A 22180-nucleotide genomic window follows, 5' to 3' on the forward strand; every position below is an offset into this window, starting at 1 on the left:
TATTAATCACCTTTCTCCATCAATTCGACAAGGGCGTTGATACTATTATCTTTGGAAGCTTTTTCATGGGTTCCTTGTTTCAAAAATGAAATGATTTCCGGATAGCGTGAAATCGAGTTATCAATTTGTTTAGAAGAACCCTTCTTATATGCTCCTATATTAATCAAATCTTCCGACTCCATATAGGTTGATAAACTTGCCCGCAATTTTTCTGCGGCGTTTTTATGCTTGTCACCAACAATATTGTTCATGACACGACTAATGCTCTTTAATACATTGAGCGCTGGAAACTGTCCTTTATTGGCCAAGTTACGGTCTAGTATGAAGTGACCATCCAAAATCCCCCTGACTGCATCAGCAATCGGTTCATTCATATCATCACCGTCGACTAGTACCGTATAAAAAGCCGTTATGGTCCCCAACTGATTTGTTCCCGTTCTTTCGAGTAACCTTGGAAGGATGGCAAAAACGGATGGCGTATATCCTTTGGTCGTCGGCGGTTCCCCGATAGCAAGCCCAATTTCCCTCTGGGCCATCGCAACCCTCGTGACCGAATCCATCATCAGCATCACATTCAATCCCTTATCACGAAAATATTCCGCAATGGCAGTTGCCGTCAAAGCCCCCTTTATCCTCATCAACGCTGGCTGGTCAGATGTGGCCACTACAACGATTGATCGTGCCAGCCCTTCTGGTCCAAGATCTTTCTCAATGAATTCTCGAACTTCACGGCCACGTTCACCAATAAGACCGATTACGTTTAAGTCAGCCGTCGTATTCCTTGCCACCATACCAAGCAACGTGCTTTTCCCGACGCCGCTCCCTGCAAAGATACCAACACGCTGTCCTTTTCCAACTGTTAATAAACTATCAATCACCCGAACTCCTACATCTATCGGTTCATTAATAGGGGGGCGTTTCATCGGATTCGGCGGATCTTGATCCACAGAAATTGTCGCGAGACCTTTTGGAAGCATTGAGTCATCAATGGGATGTCCCAATGGATCGACTACTTTGCCAATTAGCCCGCTTCCCACCTTTATCTCAAGGCTCCTTCCTCTCCCTTCCACGATACAACCCGGTGCAATATCACTAACTGCTGTAAATGGCATTAAAATAACCATTTCATCACGGAAACCGACAACTTCAGCTAAGATTCGATTTTTCTTTTTTTGTATACCCGTATAGATATAACAAACATCACCAACAGAGCTTTCAGGGCCTTGAGATTCTATCATTAACCCCACGACACGTTTGACCCGTCCATAGTGTTTGAATGGATCAACTTCATCAACTAAGGTCAATAGGTCTCTAGTTTTCATCTTTACTCCCCTTCCAGCAATTCAGTTAGTTTCACTTTTATTTCCTGCAGCTGGCTGTCGACACTCGCGTCCATCCTTCCGTTTTCGGATTCGATGATACAGCTGCCTATTTCAAGCTCATCATCCGGAAAGATATACAACTCAGTATCTTTCGGAAAGATTGCCATCAACTCATCTTTGTGAGAAAGAATCGATTGATATTGGATCGGATGGATATGCAATTGCACTTCACGGTAATCCCTCACCTCTTTGATGGCTCTTTTGACGATGGATAAAAAAGACTCTTCATCTTTTTCAAGCTGTTGCCCGATAATTTTCTCTGCCACCTTCAGGGCAAGATTCAAAATAACGGTTTCAGATGATTCGATATTGTGCCGATAATCTTTTTTAGAGGACTCCACCACTTCTTTTGCGAAGGCTATTTCCGCTGCAATCTCGTTATAACCCTTTTGGATCCCATCTTCGACTCCCTGCTGATACCCTTCTTTTTGAGCTTGTTCAATAAACATTGATTTTTCTTGATTCTCCCATTGTTCTCGGTCTTGCTGGATTTCAGCAGCAATTGCTTGGGCTTTTTGTTTAGCTTCGCGCAATATCGTTTCCGCTTCCTGTTTAGCATCATTGAGCAATTCATCAGATTGAATATAATGAAGTTTTTTCCGCTCATCTGCATCATCATTTTGAAGAAAGTCGAAAGGGCGAACTTTTATTACGATCTTCTTGCTTTTCTCCTGGTTAGCCTGCTGGGATTTGATAATCCTAGACAATGATATCATCCCCTCCGCCGCGGGCAATCACGATATCCCCAGTTTCCTCCAGACGTCTAATGACGGCAACAATTCTTGATTGTGCTTCTTCTACATCACGCAATCGAACTGGCCCCATATATTCCATTTCTTCCTGGAAGGTTTCAACCATACGTTTTGACATGTTTCGGAAAACGATTTCCTTCACTTCATCACTAGCCACTTTAAGAGAAAGTTTAAGATCTTCGTTATCAGATTCCCTGACTACTCGCTGAATCGCTCTGCCATCAAGGGTCACGATATCTTCAAAAACAAACATTCGTTTCTTGATTTCCTCTGCAAGCTCCGGATCTTGAATTTCAAGTGCATCCAAAATCGTTCTTTCCGTTGAGCGGTCAACACCATTCAACACATCTACAACAGCTTCCACACCACCTGTCTGTGTATAATCTTGGGTTACAGTCGCAGAAAGTTTTCTTTCGAGTATTTGCTCCACTTCATTGATGATTTCCGGAGAAGTGCTATCCATTAAAGCAATCCTTCTTGCAATATCCGCCTGCACCTCTTGCGGAAGTTCAGACAATATTTGTCCAGCCTGTGTGGGATCAAGATATGACAAGATCAATGCAATGGTCTGCGGATGCTCGTTCTGGATGAAGTTCAGGATTTGTCCAGGGTCTGCCTTTCGCGCAAAGTCGAATGGCCGAACCTGCAAGGATGATGTTAAACGGTTAATGATGGCGGTTGCCTGATCAGTACCTAATGCCTTTTCAAGTACCTGCTTTGCATAACCTATCCCGCCCTGCGAGATGTAATCCTGTGCTAAAGCAATATTATGGAATTCTTCCAGAATTTCTTCTTTATCATGGGAGTCCACTTTTCTCACTCCCGAAATTTCAAGGGTCAATCTCTCAATTTCCTCTTCAGAAAGATGCTTATATACGGATGCAGAAACATCCGGGCCTAAAGAAATAAGGAGGATGGCAGCTTTCTGTTTGCCAGTCAATCCGGCCTTTTTTTTTCTATCTGTCACTTTCAAAAGCCTCCTAGTCTTCCGCTATCCAGCTTCTTAATAATTTTGCAAATTCATCCGGCTTTTCTTTCGCAAGTTTTTCCAGTTGTTTTCTTTTTAAAGATGCTTCCGTTTCCTTCTCTTCATTCAAATCCGGAACATCGAATACGACTTCTTCCTCTTCAACCACGTACTCCTCTTCCATTTCAGCTTGCTTTCGGGATCTGAGGAACAAGATTAAGAGAATGATAATGGCAAGTATTAGCACTCCGCCTACGATGTATGCCCATATTGGTAACGAAGGATTCGTTTCGCCTTTTTGCAACGTCATTTTCCCGTTAAACGGCTGAACGGAAATCGCAATTTTATTATTAAGCTCCTCGTCCGTCAGTTCTTCACCTTCAGCTTTTTTCTCGATTGTCGTGCGTATTATCGTACCAAGGATTTGAGTAATATCCTCCACACTCTGTTGAGATAAAGAATTCGGATCATCAGCGGTGGGCGGTTCGACCATGACCTGGATACCTAAATCTTTAACCTTATATGGGCTTTCGACTATTTCCTTCTTGATTCGGTTCACTTCACTATTTATCGTTTCATCCACTTTTTCATAATCACCGGATCCGTTTGTACCTTCAGCGTATTTGGATCCCAATGAATCTGAGGAATCCTCACTTTGCGGCACGCCTCCTGCACCTGCTGCATCCCCACTATACGATTCATTGATCCTTTGCGCAGAAATCTCAATTCCAGCCATATTTTCTTCATCGACCGGTTCAACTAAATTCTCTTCCCGGTTTTCTTGAGTGAAATCAATGTCTGTCGTGACTGAAACAACCACTTTGTCTCTCCCCATTAACGTTCCAAGCATATTTTGCACCTGTCTTTGAATATCACGTTCTATTTCCTTTTTTATTTCATTTTGTGTGGCGAATGCCGACGCGAAAGAAGTATTTTCATTTTCAAGATCGAAGTACTCAAACTCTTGGTTCATTATGACGATATTATCAGTAGGGAGATTCGGAACACTTTTTGAAACCAAATGATAAAGGGAATTGATTTGACTTTCTTCAAATTTATAACCTGGCTTCGTATTCAATACGATGGATGCTGACGCTTCCCCAGTTGAATCACTGACAAAAACTCCTTTATCAGGAAGAGTGATCATTACACTGGCATCTTCTACTCCATCAATCTTTTTTATTAAACTGGCCAATTCCGTTTGCATCGAGTCCAGTTTAATGACATTGAATTCATTTTCAGTCATTCCAATACCAGCACTTTGACTAAAAAAGGAATAGTCGATATTGCCTGATTCCGGAATTCCTTCAGCTGCTAGTTCCACTTTAAGTGAATCAAGTCTTTCTTCAGGAACTTTTATGGTCGTACCATTTTCAGAAACTTCATTTGTAATCCCTTGACTGTCTAAATTCTCTTTAATGCTACCCGTTTCTGATGGAGTTAAGTTGGAATATAAGGGCACCAGCGTCGTACGCGTGGTTAAAATTGAAACTGCCGTAATGATGATGATTATTAATGCTGCTGAACCAATCATCATGAATTTCTGTTTTTTACTGCGGCCCGTCCAATAAGCAGTTATTTTGTTTTTAAAATTCACTAGTACATCATTCATTTAAATCCCCCGGTCAGTCTATGAATTTATGATTGGGGGATTTTTTCCCCCTGGTCATTTTTCTCTATATAATGAGGTTAAAAAATGAATGCTATATACTCATTCTCATCATTTCCTGGTAGGCTTCCACAACCTTATTCCGAACCTCTAATGTAGCCTGCATGGTAATGCTGGCTTTTTGTGAAGCTATCATCACCGAGTGAAGCTCAACATCCTCTCCATTAACCAATTTGGTAGTAAGGTCATCAGATGCCACTTGTGCTTCGTTAACTTTATTCATTGATTCTTTTAATACCGACGCAAAATTTTGCTGTGCTCCGTATGGTGTATTAGTATTGCTTTGATCTTTTTTCTGCACATTGCTTACATTGTTCATTGCAGAAAGAGAAATCCCCTCCATATCAACAATCCCCTTTCAAACTTTTATTTTCCAATTTCCAAAGCTTTCATCATCATTCCCTTTGATGCATTTAAAACTGTCACATTTGCTTCGTATGAACGTGTGACACTCATTAAATCAACCATTTCCCGAAGCGGGTCGACATTTGGCATTTCAACATAACCATCTTCATTGGCATCAGGATGATCTGGATTATAATCCAGTTCAAAAGGTGTTTTATCTTTAACTATTCCAGTCACATTCACACCATTCCCTACCTCGCTCGTTTTTTGGGATGCTGCGTTCAAGAAACTTGAAAAACCGTTTTCCTTACTTTGCAGCACAACCGATTTTCTTGTGTACGGCTTCCATTTTTTAGATTCGGCGTCATATTCCGCCCTGGTCGTATCGGCATTAGCCATATTAGCAGAGATTACATCCATCCTTAGCCTTTGACTCGTCAGGCTGGATCCGGTGATGTTTATACTTTGGAAGATTCCCATCACTTACCTCCTCTAATTACATTCTGCAATGATTGAAACTTACCCGAAAGCCTGTCGGTTACTGCATTATAATAAATCTGATTGGCAGCAAGCTCCGTCATTTCCTTATCAACGTCCACGCTATTTCCATTATTGTTATATCGGACATTTTTCTGCGTCACGATCTGAGAAGCATGACTCCCCTCTGATTTGAAGGGGAAATGTCGTTCATCGGTACGATATGAATCCAGGGAAGATTCCAGCTCTGTCTTAAAGGATTGTGTTTTGTCGACCTCTTTAGCTTTATAATTAGGTGTATCCGAATTGGCTATGTTCTGTGAAATGACTTTTTGTTTTACATTAGAATAATTAAGGGCATTTTCTAGTGATTGAAAAGTATTTGAAAATAACTCCACATCGATTACCTCTTTCTATAACTAACATTTAATTACAATATCAATAAATTAACCCAGTGCATTTACGTTTTAATTTTAAAGAAACATTATAACTATGTCCATAAACAACACATGGACTTTAGACCTATTATCGTCGAAAATTGTCACAAATTGAACAATTTTGTCGTGATTATTAGTATGATTACAGGATTAATATTACGTAATATTACATTTTAATATGATTTTCTACATATTAACCAAATTTTCCATCCATTAGCTTTTATATCATAACGAAAAACAAATCCATATACCTGATACTTTAGAACTAATTTTCACATTTACTTTCAATTAATTATCTCAAATTTAGTTGATTTCACCCTTTAAAATAAAGGATTCATAAGAAAACAAAGGATTACTGCCTTTTTTCTATTTTTGAAAAAAAAAACGTTTTTTCAAAGCGCTGATTCATTCGACAAAATCCCTTAATGGTTGAAAATCGTAATCCATAGGGTTTTAAAAATCAAAAAAAGGTACAACCACGTTCTTTTTCACTATTACAACAGTTATAATAATATAATTACCCTTTTAAAGAAAAATTTAACTATTTTTCTCAATTCTAATAGAAAACAAGCCTATATTCACATTTACATTTAATTCGAATGACCTCTTTTTCCTATCTCTCCCCTGACGTTCACCTCCTTTTGCTGATTAGTCCCAGAAAGCAACAGATCCAAATACCACAAAAAAAAGCAGCCTTTTTAAAGGACTGCCCAGACTGTAGACAAACTCGATGAAAACCGAGTTTGTCTACAGTTTCTTTTCGGGGTTGTGCAATTTGAACGTTGATTTCCACTCATTCCGCGGGCGGTCCAATGAGTCCAATGAGCCTCCTCGACGCCTTTGCGCCTGTGGGGTCACCCCTGGACTCGCTTTTCTAAGCAGGAGTCTCGTACCTTCCGTTCCAATCAACTTTGTTATAGATAGAACCCTTTTTCCTAAAGTCTTTATTGTTTTAAAAATAGTATTAATAAAACTTGAGGTGAAGAGGATGCTTTCTAAATACTTTAGATCAACTAGTGCCTGCAACCATTTGGTTTGTAAAATTGAGGGTGCATTTGACTTCACTTTCATTTATGAGTTAGTGAAAGAGTTGTATTACAGAGATAGGACGCCCAAGTATTGATCCAGTTATATTAGTCAAATTGACTTTCATTCAATATACCTTCGGTTTTCGTTCAATGCGTAAAACAATTGAAGAAGTTGAAACAAATATGGCTTACCGTTGGTTCTAAGGCTATGGTTTCCTTGATAAAGTGTCACGTGCTCATTTTACTCACGGTGTACAGAAAGCCAAGACTATCTAAAAGTGGTGACACGGCATTTCTGGCAAAAATGTGTAAGAAACAGATCACCTGCGTCATCATCAAGCTGTAAAACCTATATATGCGAAACGTAAAGAAACGATTGAGCGTGTATTCGCAGATGCAAAAGAAAAAAGCATGGTATACGTGGGACTACTTTAGACATAAAAAATTGTCGATGCAGGCGATACTTACTTTCGCTGCCATAAATTTAAAGAAGATGGCCAATTGGAAATGGCAAGGTCCAAATAACTTTAGGCGAAAAATCAAAAGGCAGCCCTTTTTAAAGGACTGCCTTTTTTGTATGTTAATTATTTTTAAGCTTTTCTAATTCAAGAAGGAATTTATCGTTCAATACTTTGATATAAGTACCTTTCATTCCTAGTGAGCGGGATTCAATGACTCCGGCACTTTCCAGTTTCCGTAGGGCATTTACGATAACGGAACGGGTGATGCCGACACGGTCTGCAATTTTGGATGCTACAAGCAGACCTTCATTACCTTTAAGCTCCTCAAAAATGTGCTCAATCGCTTCCAATTCGCTGTAAGATAACGAGGAAATTGCCATTTGAACGACAGCTTTACTACGAGCTTCTTCTTCTATCTCTTCTGATTTTTCACGCAGGATTTCCATGCCGACTACAGTCGCACCATATTCAGCCAAAATTAAATCATCATCATGAAATTTTTCTTGTAATCGCGCAAGGACCAATGTTCCTAAACGTTCTCCCCCGCCCATAATCGGTACGATCGTTGTTAATCCAGTTGCGAAAAGCTCTTTGTTTTCGACTGGGAAAGCAGTATATTCGCTTTCGATATCAAGATTAGAAGAGGTTTCAGGAATATTGAAGAGGTTTTTTGTGTACTCTTCAGGGAATTGTTTATCTTCCAACATTTTGTACATGCGTTCGTTTTCAATTTGCTGACTTACCGCAATGCCAAGTAATTTCCCGCGGCGGCTGACGACGAATACATTCGCTTCGATAACTTCACTTAAACTTTCAGCCATTTCCTTGAAGTTAACTGCTTTACCTGCTGCTTTTTGTAGCATTGCATTGATTTTTCTTGTTTTTGCTAATAAGTTCATTTGATTTGTTCCTCCTAAAAATACCATGGTTCACAATAACTATGAAGTTGTATTTCCGTAATTTTATGTTTATTGCGTAGGCAAATCATTGCCAAGATTGTTTCTTAATTAAAGGATAAACTGGCTTAAATCTTTGTTCCGGGCGATAGAACCAAGCTTACCTTCGACATATTGGGGCGTAATTGTAATCTTCTCCATCGTTATTTCCGGAGCTTCAAAAGATAAGTCTTCAAGCAACCGTTCCAAAATGGTATGAAGTCTTCTTGCACCAATATTGTCTGTATTTTGATTTACTTCGAAGGCCACTTCAGCTATCTTACGAACAGCATCGTCAGAAAATTCAATTTCTATACCTTCAGTTTCTAATAAAGCAACATATTGTTTTAACAAAGCATTATCCGGTTCATGAAGAATCCGTACAAAGTCGTCTACAGTCAGTTTGTTCAATTCTACACGAATTGGAAATCTACCTTGTAATTCAGGGATAAGGTCGGATGGCTTAGCCATGTGAAAGGCCCCTGCAGCAATGAATAAGACATGATCCGTTTTAACTGAACCATATTTAGTCACTACTGTCGAACCTTCAACGATTGGCAGGATATCCCTTTGGACACCCTCTCTTGAGACATCCGCTGATGAACTTCCTGATTGCTTACTGGCAATTTTGTCTATTTCATCGATGAAAATAATCCCATTTTGCTCAGCCCCGTATAATGCATCGGAAGTGACTTCATCCATATCAATCAATTTTGCCGCTTCTTCATTTGTTAAAACGGTTCTTGCTTCACTTACTTTCAATTTTCGCTTCTTGCTTTTTTTCGGCATCAAGCTTCCTAAAGCGTCCTGCATGTTCATCCCCATTTGTTCCATTCCCGAACCTTGGAGCATATCAAACATCGAAGCAGTCTGTTCTTCCACTTCGACCGTTATCATTTCACTTTCTAACTCACCATTAGCCAGTTTTTCAGCGACGATTTTTCTTTTTTCCTGCAAACTTAAATCTTCGGAATTTTCTTCCGAATCCTGTTCGTCTTGATTGTTATTGCCTCCAAAAAAGACTTCAAGAGGATTCTTGAAATTACTCTGTTTTTTTGTTGATGGCACTAAAAGTTCTATTAAGCGGCGATTTGCATTTTCTTCTGCCCGCTCCTTTACGCTGGCCATCTTTTCTTCCTTCACGAGGCGGACGGAAGTCTCCACCAAATCACGAACCATCGACTCAACATCCCGGCCGACATACCCGACTTCCGTAAATTTCGTTGCTTCAACTTTTACAAAAGGAGCACCTACCAATTTAGCCATTCTCCGAGCTATTTCTGTTTTCCCAACGCCTGTCGGTCCAATCATTAATATATTCTTCGGAACGACTTCATCACGAAGTTGATCCGAAAGAAGGGAACGTCGGTAGCGATTCCGAAGAGCCACTGCCACTGCCCGTTTTGCCTCACGCTGCCCTACGATATACTGATCCAGTTTTTCAACGATTTGCCTCGGTGTTAAATTAGCTTTTTTTGACATTTGCGCTCCTCCTTACAACTCTTCCACGATTATATTCGTATTCGTAAATACACAAATTTCCGCTGCAATTTGTAAAGATGATTGAGCGATTTCCTTTGCCGATAAATGGTCACTGGAAAACCTCATTAATGCCCTGCCGGCAGCCAGGGCATAATTCCCACCCGATCCTATTGCGAGAATCCCGTCATCCGGTTCAATTACTTCCCCGGTGCCAGAAACGAGCAGTAAGTGGTTCTTATCCATCACGACCAGCATGGCTTCCAGTTTTCTCAATACATTGTCACTTCTCCATTGCTTTGCCATTTCGACGGCAGCGCGCTGAAGATTGCCATTATACTCTTCAAGTTTAGCTTCGAACATCTCAAATAAGGTGAATGCATCTGCAACGGAACCTGCAAAACCTGCCAGGACATTACCATTAAAGATTTTCCTTACTTTCCTCGCCGTATGCTTCATCACTACTGAATTTCCTAAAGTAACCTGCCCATCACCGGACATGGCACATTCACCTTTATGATGCACTGCAAATATCGTTGTCATAAAGTGTCCCCTTTCAACATTTAAGGCCGCGGATGTGATGCATTGTAGACTTTTTTCAATTGGTCTTTTGTAACATGCGTATACACTTGCGTTGATGAAATTTTGGAATGACCAAGCAATTCCTGAACCGTGCGAATGTCCGCCCCATTATTCAATAGGTGTGTAGCAAACGAATGCCTTAGCATATGGGGATGAAGACTTCCATCTGCGGCTGACTTTTTTATCAATTCATTCAATATATAGCGAACTCCCCTAGGTGTCAGAGGGTCTCCACGAAAATTAACAAATAAATAAACATGCGCCTTGGCGTCAGACGAAGTCAATTCCATCCTGGCTGTACGTATGTATAAATCTATTGCTTCCTGTGCATAACTGCCAACCGGAACGTAGCGATCCTTTTTTCCTTTTCCATGGATCAGTACCGTCCCTAAGGAAAGGTCGATATCCTGCAGTTTAATCTCACAACATTCACTTACACGAATTCCTGTAGCATACAATAATTCCAGTAAGGCATTGTTCCTTATTCCTATCGGTGAATCTTTCTTTAAAGTAGAAAACAACTGATTCATTTCCTTCTCATAAAGAAAACGTGGCAGTCTTTGATCCTTTTTAGGTAAAGAAGCCAAAGAAAAAGGGTTATCCTTCACATCACCTTCACGTAGTAAAAATCTATAAAGGCTCCGCAAGCAAGAAGTTTTTCTTGCTACAGTGCGCTTAGAAAGGTTTTTCTCATATAAATTCGTTAAATATAACCGGACATCCAAATATTCAACGGACGTGATATCCTCAATGCCCTGTTCATTAAGGAACAGAAAAAATTCGTGAATATCACGTTTATAATTTTCAATGGTGTATTGTGAACTGTTTTTTTCAATCTGTAAATATTCGATGAAGGATGATAATGCCTTTTTTTGATTAATCATGGAAACACCTCGCAAAGGCTAATAAATAGTATCATACTTTAAAACAGCAGGCAAATATTTTACAAATTTTTCACAAAGTTCTGAATTGTGTCCAAAGCGCGTTTAGCATGCGTTTCGTTCCGCTCTTTTTTTGATTTGATTCTCACTTCCAGGTCTGGAAGCAATCCAAAGTTGGCATTCATCGGTTGGAAGCTCTTACCATTCGTCGAAGTTATGTACCTTGCCATGCTGCCCATCGTCGTCTCCGCAGGGAATATGATAGGCTCCAATCCTTGGACGATCCTTGCAGCATTGATACCTGCAACAAGTCCTGATGCAGCAGATTCTACATACCCTTCGACACCAGTCATTTGACCGGCAAAGAATAAATCATCCCGATTCTTGAATTGATAAGTAGGTTTCAATACATTAGGTGAGTTTATGAATGTGTTTCGATGCATGACTCCATAACGCACAATTTCCGCATTTTCCAATCCAGGTATGAGCTGCAACACTTCTTTTTGCGGCCCCCATTTCAAATGTGTCTGAAAACCAACAATATTATAAAGTGTTCCTGCCGCATCATCTTGACGCAATTGAACTACAGCAAAAGGACGTTTTCCCGTTTTTGGATCTTCTAATCCAACAGGCTTCAATGGACCAAATAACATCGTTTTCTTCCCACGTGATGCCATCACTTCAATTGGCATGCAGCCTTCAAAAAAGATTTCCTTTTCGAATTCTTTAAGTGGTACTGTTTCTGCAGCGATCAATGCTTCATAAAAGCGGTCAAACTCTTCTTCCGTCATCGGACAGTTCAAATAAGCTGCTTCCCCTTTGTCATAACGGGATTTCAAATATACTTTATCCATGTTTATGCTGTCTTTTTCAAGAATTGGTGCGGCGGCATCATAGAAGTACAAGTATTCTTCATCCATGATTTGCTTTAAACTGTCAGATAGCGACTGACTTGTAAGCGGACCGGTTGCAATGACGGTAGGACCTTCCGGAATTTCCGTCACTTCTTCATTAATGACCGTCACATTTGGATGATTTTTAACCCTTTCCGTAACAAGACCGGCAAATTCATGTCGATCAACAGCTAAAGCACCGCCAGCCGGTACAGCACAAGCATCTGCTGCCGACATGATGACCGAATCCAGAATACGCATTTCTTCTTTTAAAACACCAACTGCATTTGTTAAAGTATTTGCCCGAAGTGAATTGGAACAAACAAGTTCAGCGAATTTATCGGTATGATGGGCTGGCGTTTGTTTTACCGGGCGCATTTCATATAGATCGACTTTAATTCCTCTTTTAGCTAACTGCCACGCCGCTTCACTTCCAGCAAGCCCAGCACCGATTACACTTACTTTTGTTTCTTTCATTTTTCGAACCTCCATGTATAGATATGATAAGACAGGATCATTTATCATTAAAACTGCTTTTATTAACGTTTCATTTTTAACGATATCTATGTATTTATACCCGAAATACTCATTCCTGCTAACGATAATTTTAAAGCATATGCCTCAAGCCGGCATTCTTCCTGCAATCTTCTTTTCTAAAAAGGGTAACGGACACAAATAGGAATTATATCTTTAAAAGAATGTACTTGTCCACTGAATTTTACATCACATGGCCTAAATAAAAAAGTTTCAAGCTTTATCCATTTTCTTCTTTGAAACGAATTCACATATTATCATGATATCATACTTTCCTGAACATAAAGAAACCCGGCAGATGCCGAGTCAATTTATATTTAGGTTTTTTCGATAGTTCACAGGGAAAGTAAACGATTTCACGGTCTTTTCTATGCTTGCGGCATTTCCTTGAAATCACAATCCATGCACTGGACCTGGACGCCTTTTTTGAGTTTCTTTTCAACAAGTGTACCTTCACATTTTGGACAACTCCGCGGAAGCGGTTTATCCCATGATATGAAGTCACATCCAGGGTAGGTATCACACCCGTAAAATATGCGGCGTTTTTTACTTTTCCTTTCAATGATGTTTCCTTCTTTACATTTTGGGCATTTGACACCGATTTCTTTAACGATTGGCTTTGTGTTACGGCAATCCGGGAAATTGCTGCATGCCATGAACTTTCCATAACGCCCCATCTTAAAGACCATCCCATGTCCGCATTCCACGCAATCTTCACCGGCAGGTTCATCTTTAATTTCAATTTTCTCCATCTCGACTTCAGCTTTGGCCAGATGAATTGCAAACTCTTTATAAAATTCATCAATGACCTTTATCCATTCGATACTGCCTTCCTCGACGCTGTCGAATTCCTGTTCCATCTTGGCAGTGAACTCTGCATCAAGAATATCCGGGAAGAATTCGCGTATCAATTCAAGAACGATCTCACCAAGCTCAGTTGGGATGAACCGTTTATTATCCAAGGTAACATAGCCCCGTTTTTGAATCGTATCCAAGGTAGGAGCATATGTAGAAGGACGGCCTATTCCCAGTTCCTCTAGGGTTTTGACAAGACGTGCTTCAGTATATCGGGGCGGAGGCTGTGTGAAATGCTGCTTTGGCTCGATATCTTTTGAAAAGAATTGATCTCCTTTTTTTACATCCGGAAGTGCATTTTCCTTTTCTTCCACCGAGTCATCGGACCCTTCAACATATACCTTCATGAAACCCGGAAATTTAATTTTTGAACCATTTGCCCTGAAGATGACATCCCCGTTATGCAGGTCGATACTCATCGTATCCATGACTGCCGAAGACATTTGACTAGAAACGAATCGTTCCCATATCAATTTATAAAGACGGAATTGATCTCTGGATAAGAACTCCTTGACCACACCCGGTTCACGTAATGTGCTTGTTGGCCTGACTGCTTCATGGGCGTCCTGGGCATTCGTTTGTTTTTTCTCCTTGCGCTGTTCAGCCTGAACATAATCTTTACCATAATTATTTTGGATGAAGGTATGGACTTCCTCTTTCGCAACATCGGAAATCCGGGTTGAATCGGTTCTCATATAAGTGATTAACCCGACTGTACCTTCCTTACCAAGCTCGATTCCTTCATAAAGCTGCTGAGCAAGCATCATAGTTTTCTTTGCACGGAAATTCAATTTACGTGCCGCTTCCTGTTGTAGGGAAGAAGTTGTAAAAGGGGCAGCTGGATTGCGCCTTCTTTCCTTTTTAGCCACGGCTCCTATCGTAAATTCACCGCCATTTAAAGAGGCGAGCACTTTTTTGACGTCCTCTTCGGTTTTTAATTCCTTCTTCTCTCCGCCAAGGCTGAAGAAGGAACCTTCAAACTGTTCTTTGCCTTTTACAAAATCAGCCTTGATTGTCCAATACTCTTCCGGGATGAAATCTTTGATTTCCTTCTCCCGGTCAATGATCATCCGTACAGCAACCGATTGGACCCGTCCCGCACTTAAGCCTTTTTTTACCTTTTTCCACAAAAGCGGGCTTATATTGTATCCGACTAAACGATCCAAAACCCTTCTTGCCTGCTGGGCATCAACCAATTTCATATTTATTGGCCTCGGCGATTTAAATGATTCTTTGATGGCCTCTTTCGTGATCTCGTTGAATACCACACGGCAATCAGAGTTAACATCAACATCAAGACTGTGAGCCAAATGCCAGGCAATGGCTTCCCCTTCCCTGTCGGGGTCAGCCGCGAGATAGATTTTTTTCGCTTTTTTCGCAGCGGTTTTCAATTCTTTTAAAACCGGGCCTTTGCCGCGGATAGTTATATATTTAGGCTCATATTCATGTTCAACATCGACACCCATTTGACTTTTAGGCAAATCTCGAACATGCCCCATGGAAGCCTTTACTTTATATTTTTTTCCCAAGTAACGTTCTATTGTTTTCGCCTTTGCGGGCGATTCCACAATCACTAAGTATTCTGACATCCAATAAATCCTCCTCAAAGAGGTAATATAAATCTTCACTATTATTAATCATTCAAAAATCATTTGTCAACACCTCTTTACTTTTCAAAGCATGCTGATTCATTTATTAATAGGTATTTTGACAAGAGGTGCCATTTGCAAAACTTATAACAGTTTTACAATATTTTCAACCTTTTTGTCTAATAATTCAACCCATCCTTCTAAAAAAGCACCTTTTTTCTATTTTCCCGTATGATTCTCCGCCTATCTTCTATATTATATTGTCAAAACTCTTCCTCGATCTGCCTGGAACTCAAAACAAGTTTGGCACCATCGGAAATCAATTGATTGGTCCCCAGTGATTCAAGGCTTGTAACATTTCCAGGAAGTGCAAATACCTCCCTGCCATGTTCCAAAGCAGCTTGTGCCGTAATAAGGGAACCGCTCCTTTCTTTTGCCTCGACCACGAATACTCCCTGTGATAATCCACTGATGATTCGATTCCTAAGCGGAAACATCCAAGGTTCCGCCTTCATTTCCGGTGGAGTCTCAGATATAAGCAGGCCTTTATTGACGATTTCTTCAGCAAGGGTAACATTGGATTTCGGATATATTTGCATAAGCCCTCCTCCTAAAACCCCAATCGTATCTCCGCCTTCCCTTAATGTGATCTTATGTGACTCTGCATCGATTCCAGCCGCCACCCCGCTTATGATCACGAACTTTTTCTTTACTAGCGGTAATAGAATCGATTTTAAGGCCTCCAGACCATACGAGGTTGGCTTACGTGTTCCAACAACACCTAGTGTATTCTTCCTTGTTAAAAGCTTCTTATCACCTTTATAATAAAGAACCCACGGAGGATCGAATATTTGCTTCAGCAAAAAAGGATATTCATCATCGAAGATCGTCAAACAATGGATTTGGCTATCTTCGTAATTTTTAAGTTTATCGATGGTATTGAGTGAATGTAAATCTTTGAGAAAGAGGTTGAGCTTATTTGAAGGGATAGGGAGCATTTTTGCCCATTCAACGTAATCCGTCGTGAATAGGGAAGATAATGACGGATCTTTTGACATGATTGTTTGGATTGATTTCCATCCTGCCCCGCGGCAATGATGGAGATGGATTAACTTTTCTTTTTTATTCAATTTGAAACGCCCCTAACCGGATTTTTTTAAAGGTAGGTTGATGGTGATGTACTCGGTGTCTCCCGAGGAAATTGGAGGAAAATAAGACCGACCCAAAAAAAGGTCGGCCCAGCTTAAATTAATGTGTTTTACAAGGTTCGTAAATCTCTTTTTCTTTCAAGACGGAAATCAATGTTTCACCCATTACGGATGGAGTTTCGGCAACTTTAATTCCACATTCGTTCATAACGCGGATTTTCTCGTCAGCAGTTCCTTTTCCTCCTGAGATAATGGCTCCGGCATGTCCCATGCGTTTACCGGCAGGAGCCGTACGGCCACCAATGAAACCAACAACTGGCTTAGTCATATTTTCCTTCACCCAGATTGCTGCTTCTTCTTCTGCCGTTCCGCCGATTTCCCCGATCATGATCACAGCATGTGTTTCCGGATCTTCATTGAATGCCTTCAATACGTCGATGAAATCCGTTCCGTTAACTGGATCCCCACCGATACCGACAGCCGAAGATTGCCCGATGCCTGCTTGTGATAATTGGTGAACGGCTTCGTACGTTAAAGTTCCAGAACGTGAAACTACACCTACATGGCCTTTTTTGTGGATATATCCTGGCATGATACCAATCTTACACTCTTCAGGAGTAATGACACCTGGGCAGTTCGGTCCGATCAAGCGAGTTTTTTTGCCTTCCATGTAACGCTTAACCTTGACCATATCCAGGACAGGAATATGTTCTGTGATACAAATGACAAGATCAAGTTCTGCGTCTACAGCTTCCAGAATTGCATCGGCAGCAAATGGCGCCGGTACATAGATAACGGAAGCATTCGCACCGGTTTCAGTGACAGCTTCGGAAACTGTATTGAATACAGGTACCCCTTCCGCTTCTGTTCCACCTTTACCCGGAGTGACTCCTCCAACGATTTTCGTGCCGTATTCCAACATTTGTTTTGTATGAAATAATGCTGTTGCACCAGTGATTCCCTGAACGATCACTTTCGTATCTTTATTAATATAAACGCTCATTATGTTCCCCCCTGCCTATTATCCTACAAGTGATACTATTTTTTGTGCTCCATCAGCCATTGATTCAGCAGCCGTAATATTTAAACCTGACTCTTTTAGAATCTTTTTGCCAAGGTCCACATTCGTTCCTTCAAGACGAACAACAAGAGGGACATCCAAGCCAAGCTCTTTAGCAGCAGCCACGACGCCTGTTGCGATGATGTCACATTTCATGATTCCTCCGAAGATATTAACGAAGATGCCTTTAACATTTTTATCGGAAAGGATGATTTTGAAAGCCTCTTTCACTTTTTCCTCAGTGGCGCCGCCACCAACGTCAAGGAAGTTAGCCGGATCTCCCATATAATGTTTAATGATGTCCATCGTAGCCATAGCAAGCCCGGCACCATTAACCATGCATCCGATATTTCCGTCAAGCGATATGTAACTAAGGCCATGTTTTGATGCTTCAATCTCTTTTGCATCCTCTTCATCCAAATCACGGAATTCCGCGATGTCTTTTTGGCGGTAAATCGCATTATCATCAAAATTCAATTTAGCATCAAGTGCCATTACATTTCCGTCGCCCGTAACCACTAATGGGTTGATTTCTGCGATTGAGCAATCTTTTTCAACGAAAGCAGTATATAAGTTAACCATCAGCTTGGAAGCTTTATTTATAAGTGAAGCCGGAATATTGATATTGAATGCAATCCTCCGTGCTTGGAAGCCAGTCAGGCCGACAACCGGATCGATTACTTCTTTGAAAATTTTCTCTGGCGTCATTTCGGCCACTTCCTCAATTTCCGTTCCGCCTTCTTCAGAAGCCATCAACACGACACTATTCGTAGCACGGTCAAGGACCAGCCCGATATAATACTCTTTCGTAATGTCGCAGCCCTCTTCTATAAGTAAACGCTTAACTTCCTTGCCTGCAGGTCCTGTTTGATGGGTCACCAACGTCTTGCCAAGAATCTCTTCTGCATATGTACGAGCTTCATCAAGATTCTTCGCTACCTTGACTCCGCCGGCTTTCCCGCGGCCGCCCGCATGAATTTGAGCTTTTACGACAACAACTTCCGTACCTAACTCCTTCGCTGCTTCCACTGCTTCATCAACAGTAAAGGCAACCCGGCCATTTGGAACGGATACCCCGTATTGTCGCAATATCTCTTTCCCCTGATACTCATGGATATTCATTTCCCATCCTCCTTATCTACTAAAAAACAACTTCGAAATTTAATGCGTGTTTTCTCTATCATATTACAACAAAATTCTCCTTCGTGCATAATTTTCTTTCCCGGAATTTTTAAAATATTATTATAATATACTTCTATTCTCCTGTGTAAAATGGAAAATACCTTCTTTTCCGTAGATTTTTTTCTTGTTAAAATCATTCATTTTTGCTCTGAAATTCTATTGTCATTACAGTTGAAATCTAGATAAAATGTTACTATGAAAGCCTTTTCAACATATTGACTCAGAAAACTTTTCATGAGAATCCACGGTTATCCCTTGTCTTACCCTAAATAAAAGCAAAAGGACAAAGCCATTGCCTTGTCCTTTTGTAAATAGTTTAGTATTTTTTTAGTATAATGAAAATATGATAGTGATTTCCCTAATATTCTACATAAACCAACATAACTCCATTTGGTGAAATAACAGATAACTAGGATCCTACCGATTCATGTCCTTGTCAACTTTATAAATGAATGCAAATACCTCTGCAACTGCTCCATATAATTCTTCCGGAATCGTTTGATTTATATCCAATTGACCTAAAAGTGCAGCAAGCGATTCGTCCCTCTGGACCGGTATATTCAGTTTCATGGCCGTTTTCAGAATATTTTCAGCCGTTTTACCTTTCCCCTTCGCCAATATGACGGGCGCTTTGGACGTTCTTTGATCATACTTTAAGGCAATGGCTTCTTTTCGTTGCTCATTTATCATATTCGAATATCCAATCCGCTATATGAACCGGTTTCCGAAAAAGGAATCGGTTTCACCTCTAGGACCCGCTCTTTTTCATTCACGGTTTTTACAAATGAAACCCCTGATAATCTGTAATCCATTTTTCCGAGATTTTCTCTTAGGATGTCAAGATATTGACCGGCTGCCTCTTCAAGGAGCGCACCATGCCCATTGATGACCGTCACTTTTATGATACGGTTTTGAACCTGCATGTCGATGACCGTTTCTTTAAGACGTTCCAATTCTAAATAAAATAGGACTCTGCAGTAATCCGGGTCTATTTTGCCATCTTTTGTTTTCCTTCCGCTCCATTGTAAAGTTAGGTCTGTTTGAATCGATCCCAAATTGAGTGGAAGTGTCAGGAGCAAATTCTGGATCGGCCCATTTTCCTGTGAAAGGACCTGTTGCGCAGTAATCCGATTCAGGATTTGTTCTGCCATCTCCTTGATAGATGCCGGAATTTGCTCATTCAGCAATTTAAGCAGCAGCGGTTTAAGTGTCTCTAAATCATTCGGGATCTCCTTCGTATCATCTCCAGAAAGATTAAGGAGTGCATGTTCCAGCTGAAGGCCAAGGACCTTGGTCATTTCTTTTAGTTGGTTTGCAACGGAAGGCCCGTTGGTGAAATCGATTGTTTGAAACTCAGCTTCCAGTACATGTGAAAGGACAAGCCGCTCATTATTCCTAACGTATTGGGCCTCAGAAAGCTTATTAAGGGACTGAAACAGTAATTCAGCCACCTTACCCTTCGACTCCTCTATTTGCTCTGTATCCGTATTCAAGTAGCCTATAAGGTCATTCACTTCTATTTTTCCGCCTATTGCCTTTTTAGCTGTTGCTTCGGTAAAAGCACTCTGGAGTAAATGAAAGACAAGAGGGGAAAGTTTTTCTGCAGAAATGTTTTTTCTCTGTATCGAGTGGAGATCAGCTGGCAGGTTTGCTCCCTTATGATCATGACCGGTAAATTTGCGATCAATGGTCGTTTCGGCCTCTACAACTTTTGCAAATGCACCGCTTTTTGTCCCGGAAAGCAACTGCAATCCTTGGTGTAATTTATCAATCACTGAATTCTTGGCCATAACGGACCTTGCCTCAGTCCCATCCATTAAGTTTTCCAGAAAGACAGCTTCTGTAATTCCTTTTGGAATTAAACCCGTCTTTTGAAGCAGGGAAAATGCACCAGATTTCATTTCTGGCGTTGAATCGGGATTCAGCCAAGTGGTCACTAGGTTTTGCAAACCATTTTGTTGAAGCTGGTTCTGTTTAACAACATGCAAAGAGTCCAATACATCCTTAAGCTTGACGGCAGTCCTCGTTACTGCCCCAACATCTTGCAGCTGTTGCTTGAAGGCACTGAGTAGTTTGTGGAAAGGTTCACCTTTGGACTGCGTAAATAATGCATCAAATACATCTTTTACAAATGGCAGTTGCTGATTGTACATCGATTTTATTACAGGCAGACCAGCTTCTGCAGCATCAGCAGCTTTTAACCATTGTAAAGCGGACTGAAAGGTTTCCTTTGTTATCGGAAGCCTATTTACCAAGAGGTATTCGGCAAGCTTCGAAGCGGCCGGTTCAGGCGACATGCCAAGATGAGCGATCAATTGTCCAGCCGTTCCCTTTAAGCCGGAAACACTCATATCGGGGGAATCTAAAGCTTTTAACACGATCCTCCCCTCTATTGGGTGCTTCACTTGAAACCAATACCTTTCTCCTGCCCGTAGCGGGATTTCGAGATTGGCAATCATTTTTTGATGGCCAATCTGTACTTCGGCCGTTTGGTCAGGAAAAACCTTATTCACCTTCCCGATAAGGATTTGTCCATTTTTCAAACTCACAGATCCTTTTACTTCAATGGGTGAAGAAACGGGTTGCCCGCTTGTTATGGATTGCACCCTCATCCCCCCTTAGCTCTTCGTTCTTGCAGCGATTTCCTTAACTGGTGCAAAACTTCTTCTATGCCAAGGTGTAAGCCCGTGCGTGCGGAGTGCTTCTAAATGTTGGCTCGTCCCGTAACCCATGTGCTTTTCGAAACCATATTCCGGATATTTTTCACCATATTCCTTCATCATCCTATCACGGGTCACTTTCGCTATTATGGAGGCCGCAGAGATGCTAATGCTTCTTGAGTCCCCCTTTATGAGTGAAAGCTGCGGAATCGGCACATCCAGTTCCATCGCATCGATCAGCAAATGATCAGGAAGTTCTGACAAATCGTTCACTGCGGCCACCATTGCCTTTTTCGTGGCTTGATATATATTGATTTCATCAATAACTTCGCTATGTACAACACCCACACCTATGGATAGTGCTTCCTTAAAAATCATCTCATAAAACCGTTCCCTTTTTGATTCTGGAATTTTTTTAGAATCATTAAGACCTGGCAAATAAAAAGATTCAGGCAAGATGACTGCACTCGTCACAACTGGTCCTGCGAGCGGTCCTCTTCCCACTTCATCGATACCAGCCAAAATGGAAAACCCCTGTTTTCGCAATTGCCGTTCAAACTCTGTCATTTCCGTGAAAGCATCCCTTACCTTTTGTTCTTTTTCATAAGCTCTTTGCCATTTGCCTACTAAGTCGGTTACTCCCTTTCTTCCATCCTCCTGGCATTCTTGTAAAAAAGGATCTTCGGGTTCTCTTATTGTCATTAATTTTGAGGAGATTTCCTTAATGCTCATTGTAGTTATCATCTTTTATCACCCATCATATTAATTATCGGCAGTCTTGCTTCCTTTCTTCAGTTCAGAAAAAAATACGGAGCGGAAAAGAGACATCAAAAAGAAATACCTTTTCGACATCCAGCTCCAGCT

19 protein-coding genes and 1 pseudogene are annotated in these 22180 nt (G+C 40.9%); 1 reads left to right on the plus strand and 19 read right to left on the minus strand.

Annotation, left to right across the window (positions count from 1 at the left end):
- Nucleotides 1–2: 2 nt before the first annotated feature.
- The 7 genes from fliI to flgB all read right to left on the minus strand — a co-directional run bounded on the left by fliI (nt 3) and on the right by flgB (nt 5990).
- The gene (gene fliI, locus ACQKFG_RS00545) at nt 3–1322 is read right to left on the minus strand and encodes a flagellar protein export ATPase FliI (protein ID WP_427555458.1); all 1320 of its coding nucleotides are present in this window, start codon (nt 1320–1322) and stop codon (nt 3–5) included.
- A gap of 2 nt (nt 1323–1324) precedes the next feature.
- Nucleotides 1325–2098, minus strand: a complete 774-nt coding sequence (gene fliH, locus ACQKFG_RS00550; RefSeq protein WP_349729640.1) for a flagellar assembly protein FliH — start codon at nt 2096–2098, stop codon at nt 1325–1327.
- Nucleotides 2082–3101, minus strand: a complete 1020-nt coding sequence (gene fliG / locus ACQKFG_RS00555) for a flagellar motor switch protein FliG (RefSeq protein WP_427555461.1) — start codon at nt 3099–3101, stop codon at nt 2082–2084. Before fliG ends, fliH begins: the two co-directional genes overlap by 17 nt.
- A gap of 13 nt (nt 3102–3114) precedes the next feature.
- Nucleotides 3115–4713, minus strand: coding sequence for a flagellar basal-body MS-ring/collar protein FliF (gene fliF, locus ACQKFG_RS00560; RefSeq protein WP_192204021.1), 1599 nt, complete (start codon nt 4711–4713; stop codon nt 3115–3117).
- 91 nt (nt 4714–4804) lie between these two features.
- Nucleotides 4805–5113, minus strand: coding sequence for a flagellar hook-basal body complex protein FliE (gene fliE, locus ACQKFG_RS00565; RefSeq protein ID WP_192204020.1), 309 nt, complete (start codon nt 5111–5113; stop codon nt 4805–4807).
- Between the two features lie 23 nt (nt 5114–5136).
- On the minus strand, nt 5137–5595 hold the full coding sequence (gene flgC, locus ACQKFG_RS00570; RefSeq protein ID WP_427555465.1) for a flagellar basal body rod protein FlgC: 459 nt from the start codon (nt 5593–5595) through the stop codon (nt 5137–5139).
- Nucleotides 5595–5990 carry a flagellar basal body rod protein FlgB gene (gene flgB / locus ACQKFG_RS00575; RefSeq protein ID WP_192204018.1) on the minus strand — a complete coding sequence of 132 codons (396 nt, stop codon included), beginning with the start codon at nt 5988–5990 and terminating at the stop codon, nt 5595–5597. The genes flgC and flgB overlap by 1 nt, the downstream gene beginning before the upstream one ends.
- A gap of 1055 nt (nt 5991–7045) precedes the next feature.
- On the opposite strand from flgB, the pseudogene ACQKFG_RS00580 reads away from it, so the two are divergent.
- Nucleotides 7046–7258, plus strand: a pseudogene (locus ACQKFG_RS00580) (transposase); the annotation flags it as partial.
- Nucleotides 7259–7637: 379 nt separating this feature from the next.
- Here the strand turns inward: ACQKFG_RS00580 and codY are convergent.
- The 12 genes from codY to ACQKFG_RS00640 all read right to left on the minus strand — a co-directional run bounded on the left by codY (nt 7638) and on the right by ACQKFG_RS00640 (nt 22057).
- Entirely contained in the window at nt 7638–8417 is a 780-nt protein-coding gene (gene codY, locus ACQKFG_RS00585) for a GTP-sensing pleiotropic transcriptional regulator CodY (RefSeq protein ID WP_057278408.1), read from the minus strand.
- Nucleotides 8418–8525: 108 nt separating this feature from the next.
- Entirely contained in the window at nt 8526–9935 is a 1410-nt protein-coding gene (hslU, locus tag ACQKFG_RS00590; RefSeq protein WP_192204016.1) for an HslU--HslV peptidase ATPase subunit, read from the minus strand.
- Nucleotides 9936–9947: 12 nt separating this feature from the next.
- Nucleotides 9948–10475, minus strand: coding sequence for an HslVU peptidase proteolytic subunit (hslV, locus tag ACQKFG_RS00595; RefSeq protein ID WP_048684874.1), 528 nt, complete (start codon nt 10473–10475; stop codon nt 9948–9950).
- A 20-nt stretch (nt 10476–10495) separates the two neighbouring features.
- A complete protein-coding gene (xerC, locus tag ACQKFG_RS00600; protein WP_192204015.1) occupies nt 10496–11398 on the minus strand; it encodes a tyrosine recombinase XerC in 903 nt (300 codons plus the stop codon).
- A gap of 59 nt (nt 11399–11457) precedes the next feature.
- Nucleotides 11458–12765, minus strand: coding sequence for an FADH(2)-oxidizing methylenetetrahydrofolate--tRNA-(uracil(54)-C(5))-methyltransferase TrmFO (trmFO, locus tag ACQKFG_RS00605; protein ID WP_063231875.1), 1308 nt, complete (start codon nt 12763–12765; stop codon nt 11458–11460).
- A gap of 425 nt (nt 12766–13190) precedes the next feature.
- Nucleotides 13191–15266 (minus strand): type I DNA topoisomerase, encoded by a 2076-nt coding sequence (gene topA, locus ACQKFG_RS00610; protein ID WP_349729638.1) that lies wholly within the window; start codon nt 15264–15266, stop codon nt 13191–13193.
- A gap of 263 nt (nt 15267–15529) precedes the next feature.
- The gene (gene dprA / locus ACQKFG_RS00615) at nt 15530–16396 is read right to left on the minus strand and encodes a DNA-processing protein DprA (protein WP_427555471.1); all 867 of its coding nucleotides are present in this window, start codon (nt 16394–16396) and stop codon (nt 15530–15532) included.
- Between the two features lie 118 nt (nt 16397–16514).
- Entirely contained in the window at nt 16515–17417 is a 903-nt protein-coding gene (gene sucD, locus ACQKFG_RS00620; RefSeq protein WP_192204013.1) for a succinate--CoA ligase subunit alpha, read from the minus strand.
- Between the two features lie 18 nt (nt 17418–17435).
- On the minus strand, nt 17436–18596 hold the full coding sequence (gene sucC, locus ACQKFG_RS00625; RefSeq protein ID WP_427555474.1) for an ADP-forming succinate--CoA ligase subunit beta: 1161 nt from the start codon (nt 18594–18596) through the stop codon (nt 17436–17438).
- A gap of 477 nt (nt 18597–19073) precedes the next feature.
- The gene (locus ACQKFG_RS00630) at nt 19074–19346 is read right to left on the minus strand and encodes an EscU/YscU/HrcU family type III secretion system export apparatus switch protein (RefSeq protein ID WP_192204012.1); all 273 of its coding nucleotides are present in this window, start codon (nt 19344–19346) and stop codon (nt 19074–19076) included.
- Nucleotides 19343–21262: a hypothetical protein gene (locus ACQKFG_RS00635; RefSeq protein WP_427555477.1), complete on the minus strand. Its 1920-nt coding sequence runs from the start codon at nt 21260–21262 to the stop codon at nt 19343–19345. The genes ACQKFG_RS00630 and ACQKFG_RS00635 overlap by 4 nt, the downstream gene beginning before the upstream one ends.
- A 12-nt stretch (nt 21263–21274) precedes the next feature.
- On the minus strand, nt 21275–22057 hold the full coding sequence (locus tag ACQKFG_RS00640) for a ribonuclease HII (RefSeq protein WP_228467668.1): 783 nt from the start codon (nt 22055–22057) through the stop codon (nt 21275–21277).
- Between the last annotated feature and the right edge of the window lie 123 nt (nt 22058–22180).

The sequence above is a fragment of the Peribacillus sp. NPDC076916 genome, from assembly GCF_050269675.1.
Lineage (GTDB): Bacteria > Bacillota > Bacilli > Bacillales > DSM-1321 > Peribacillus > Peribacillus aracenensis.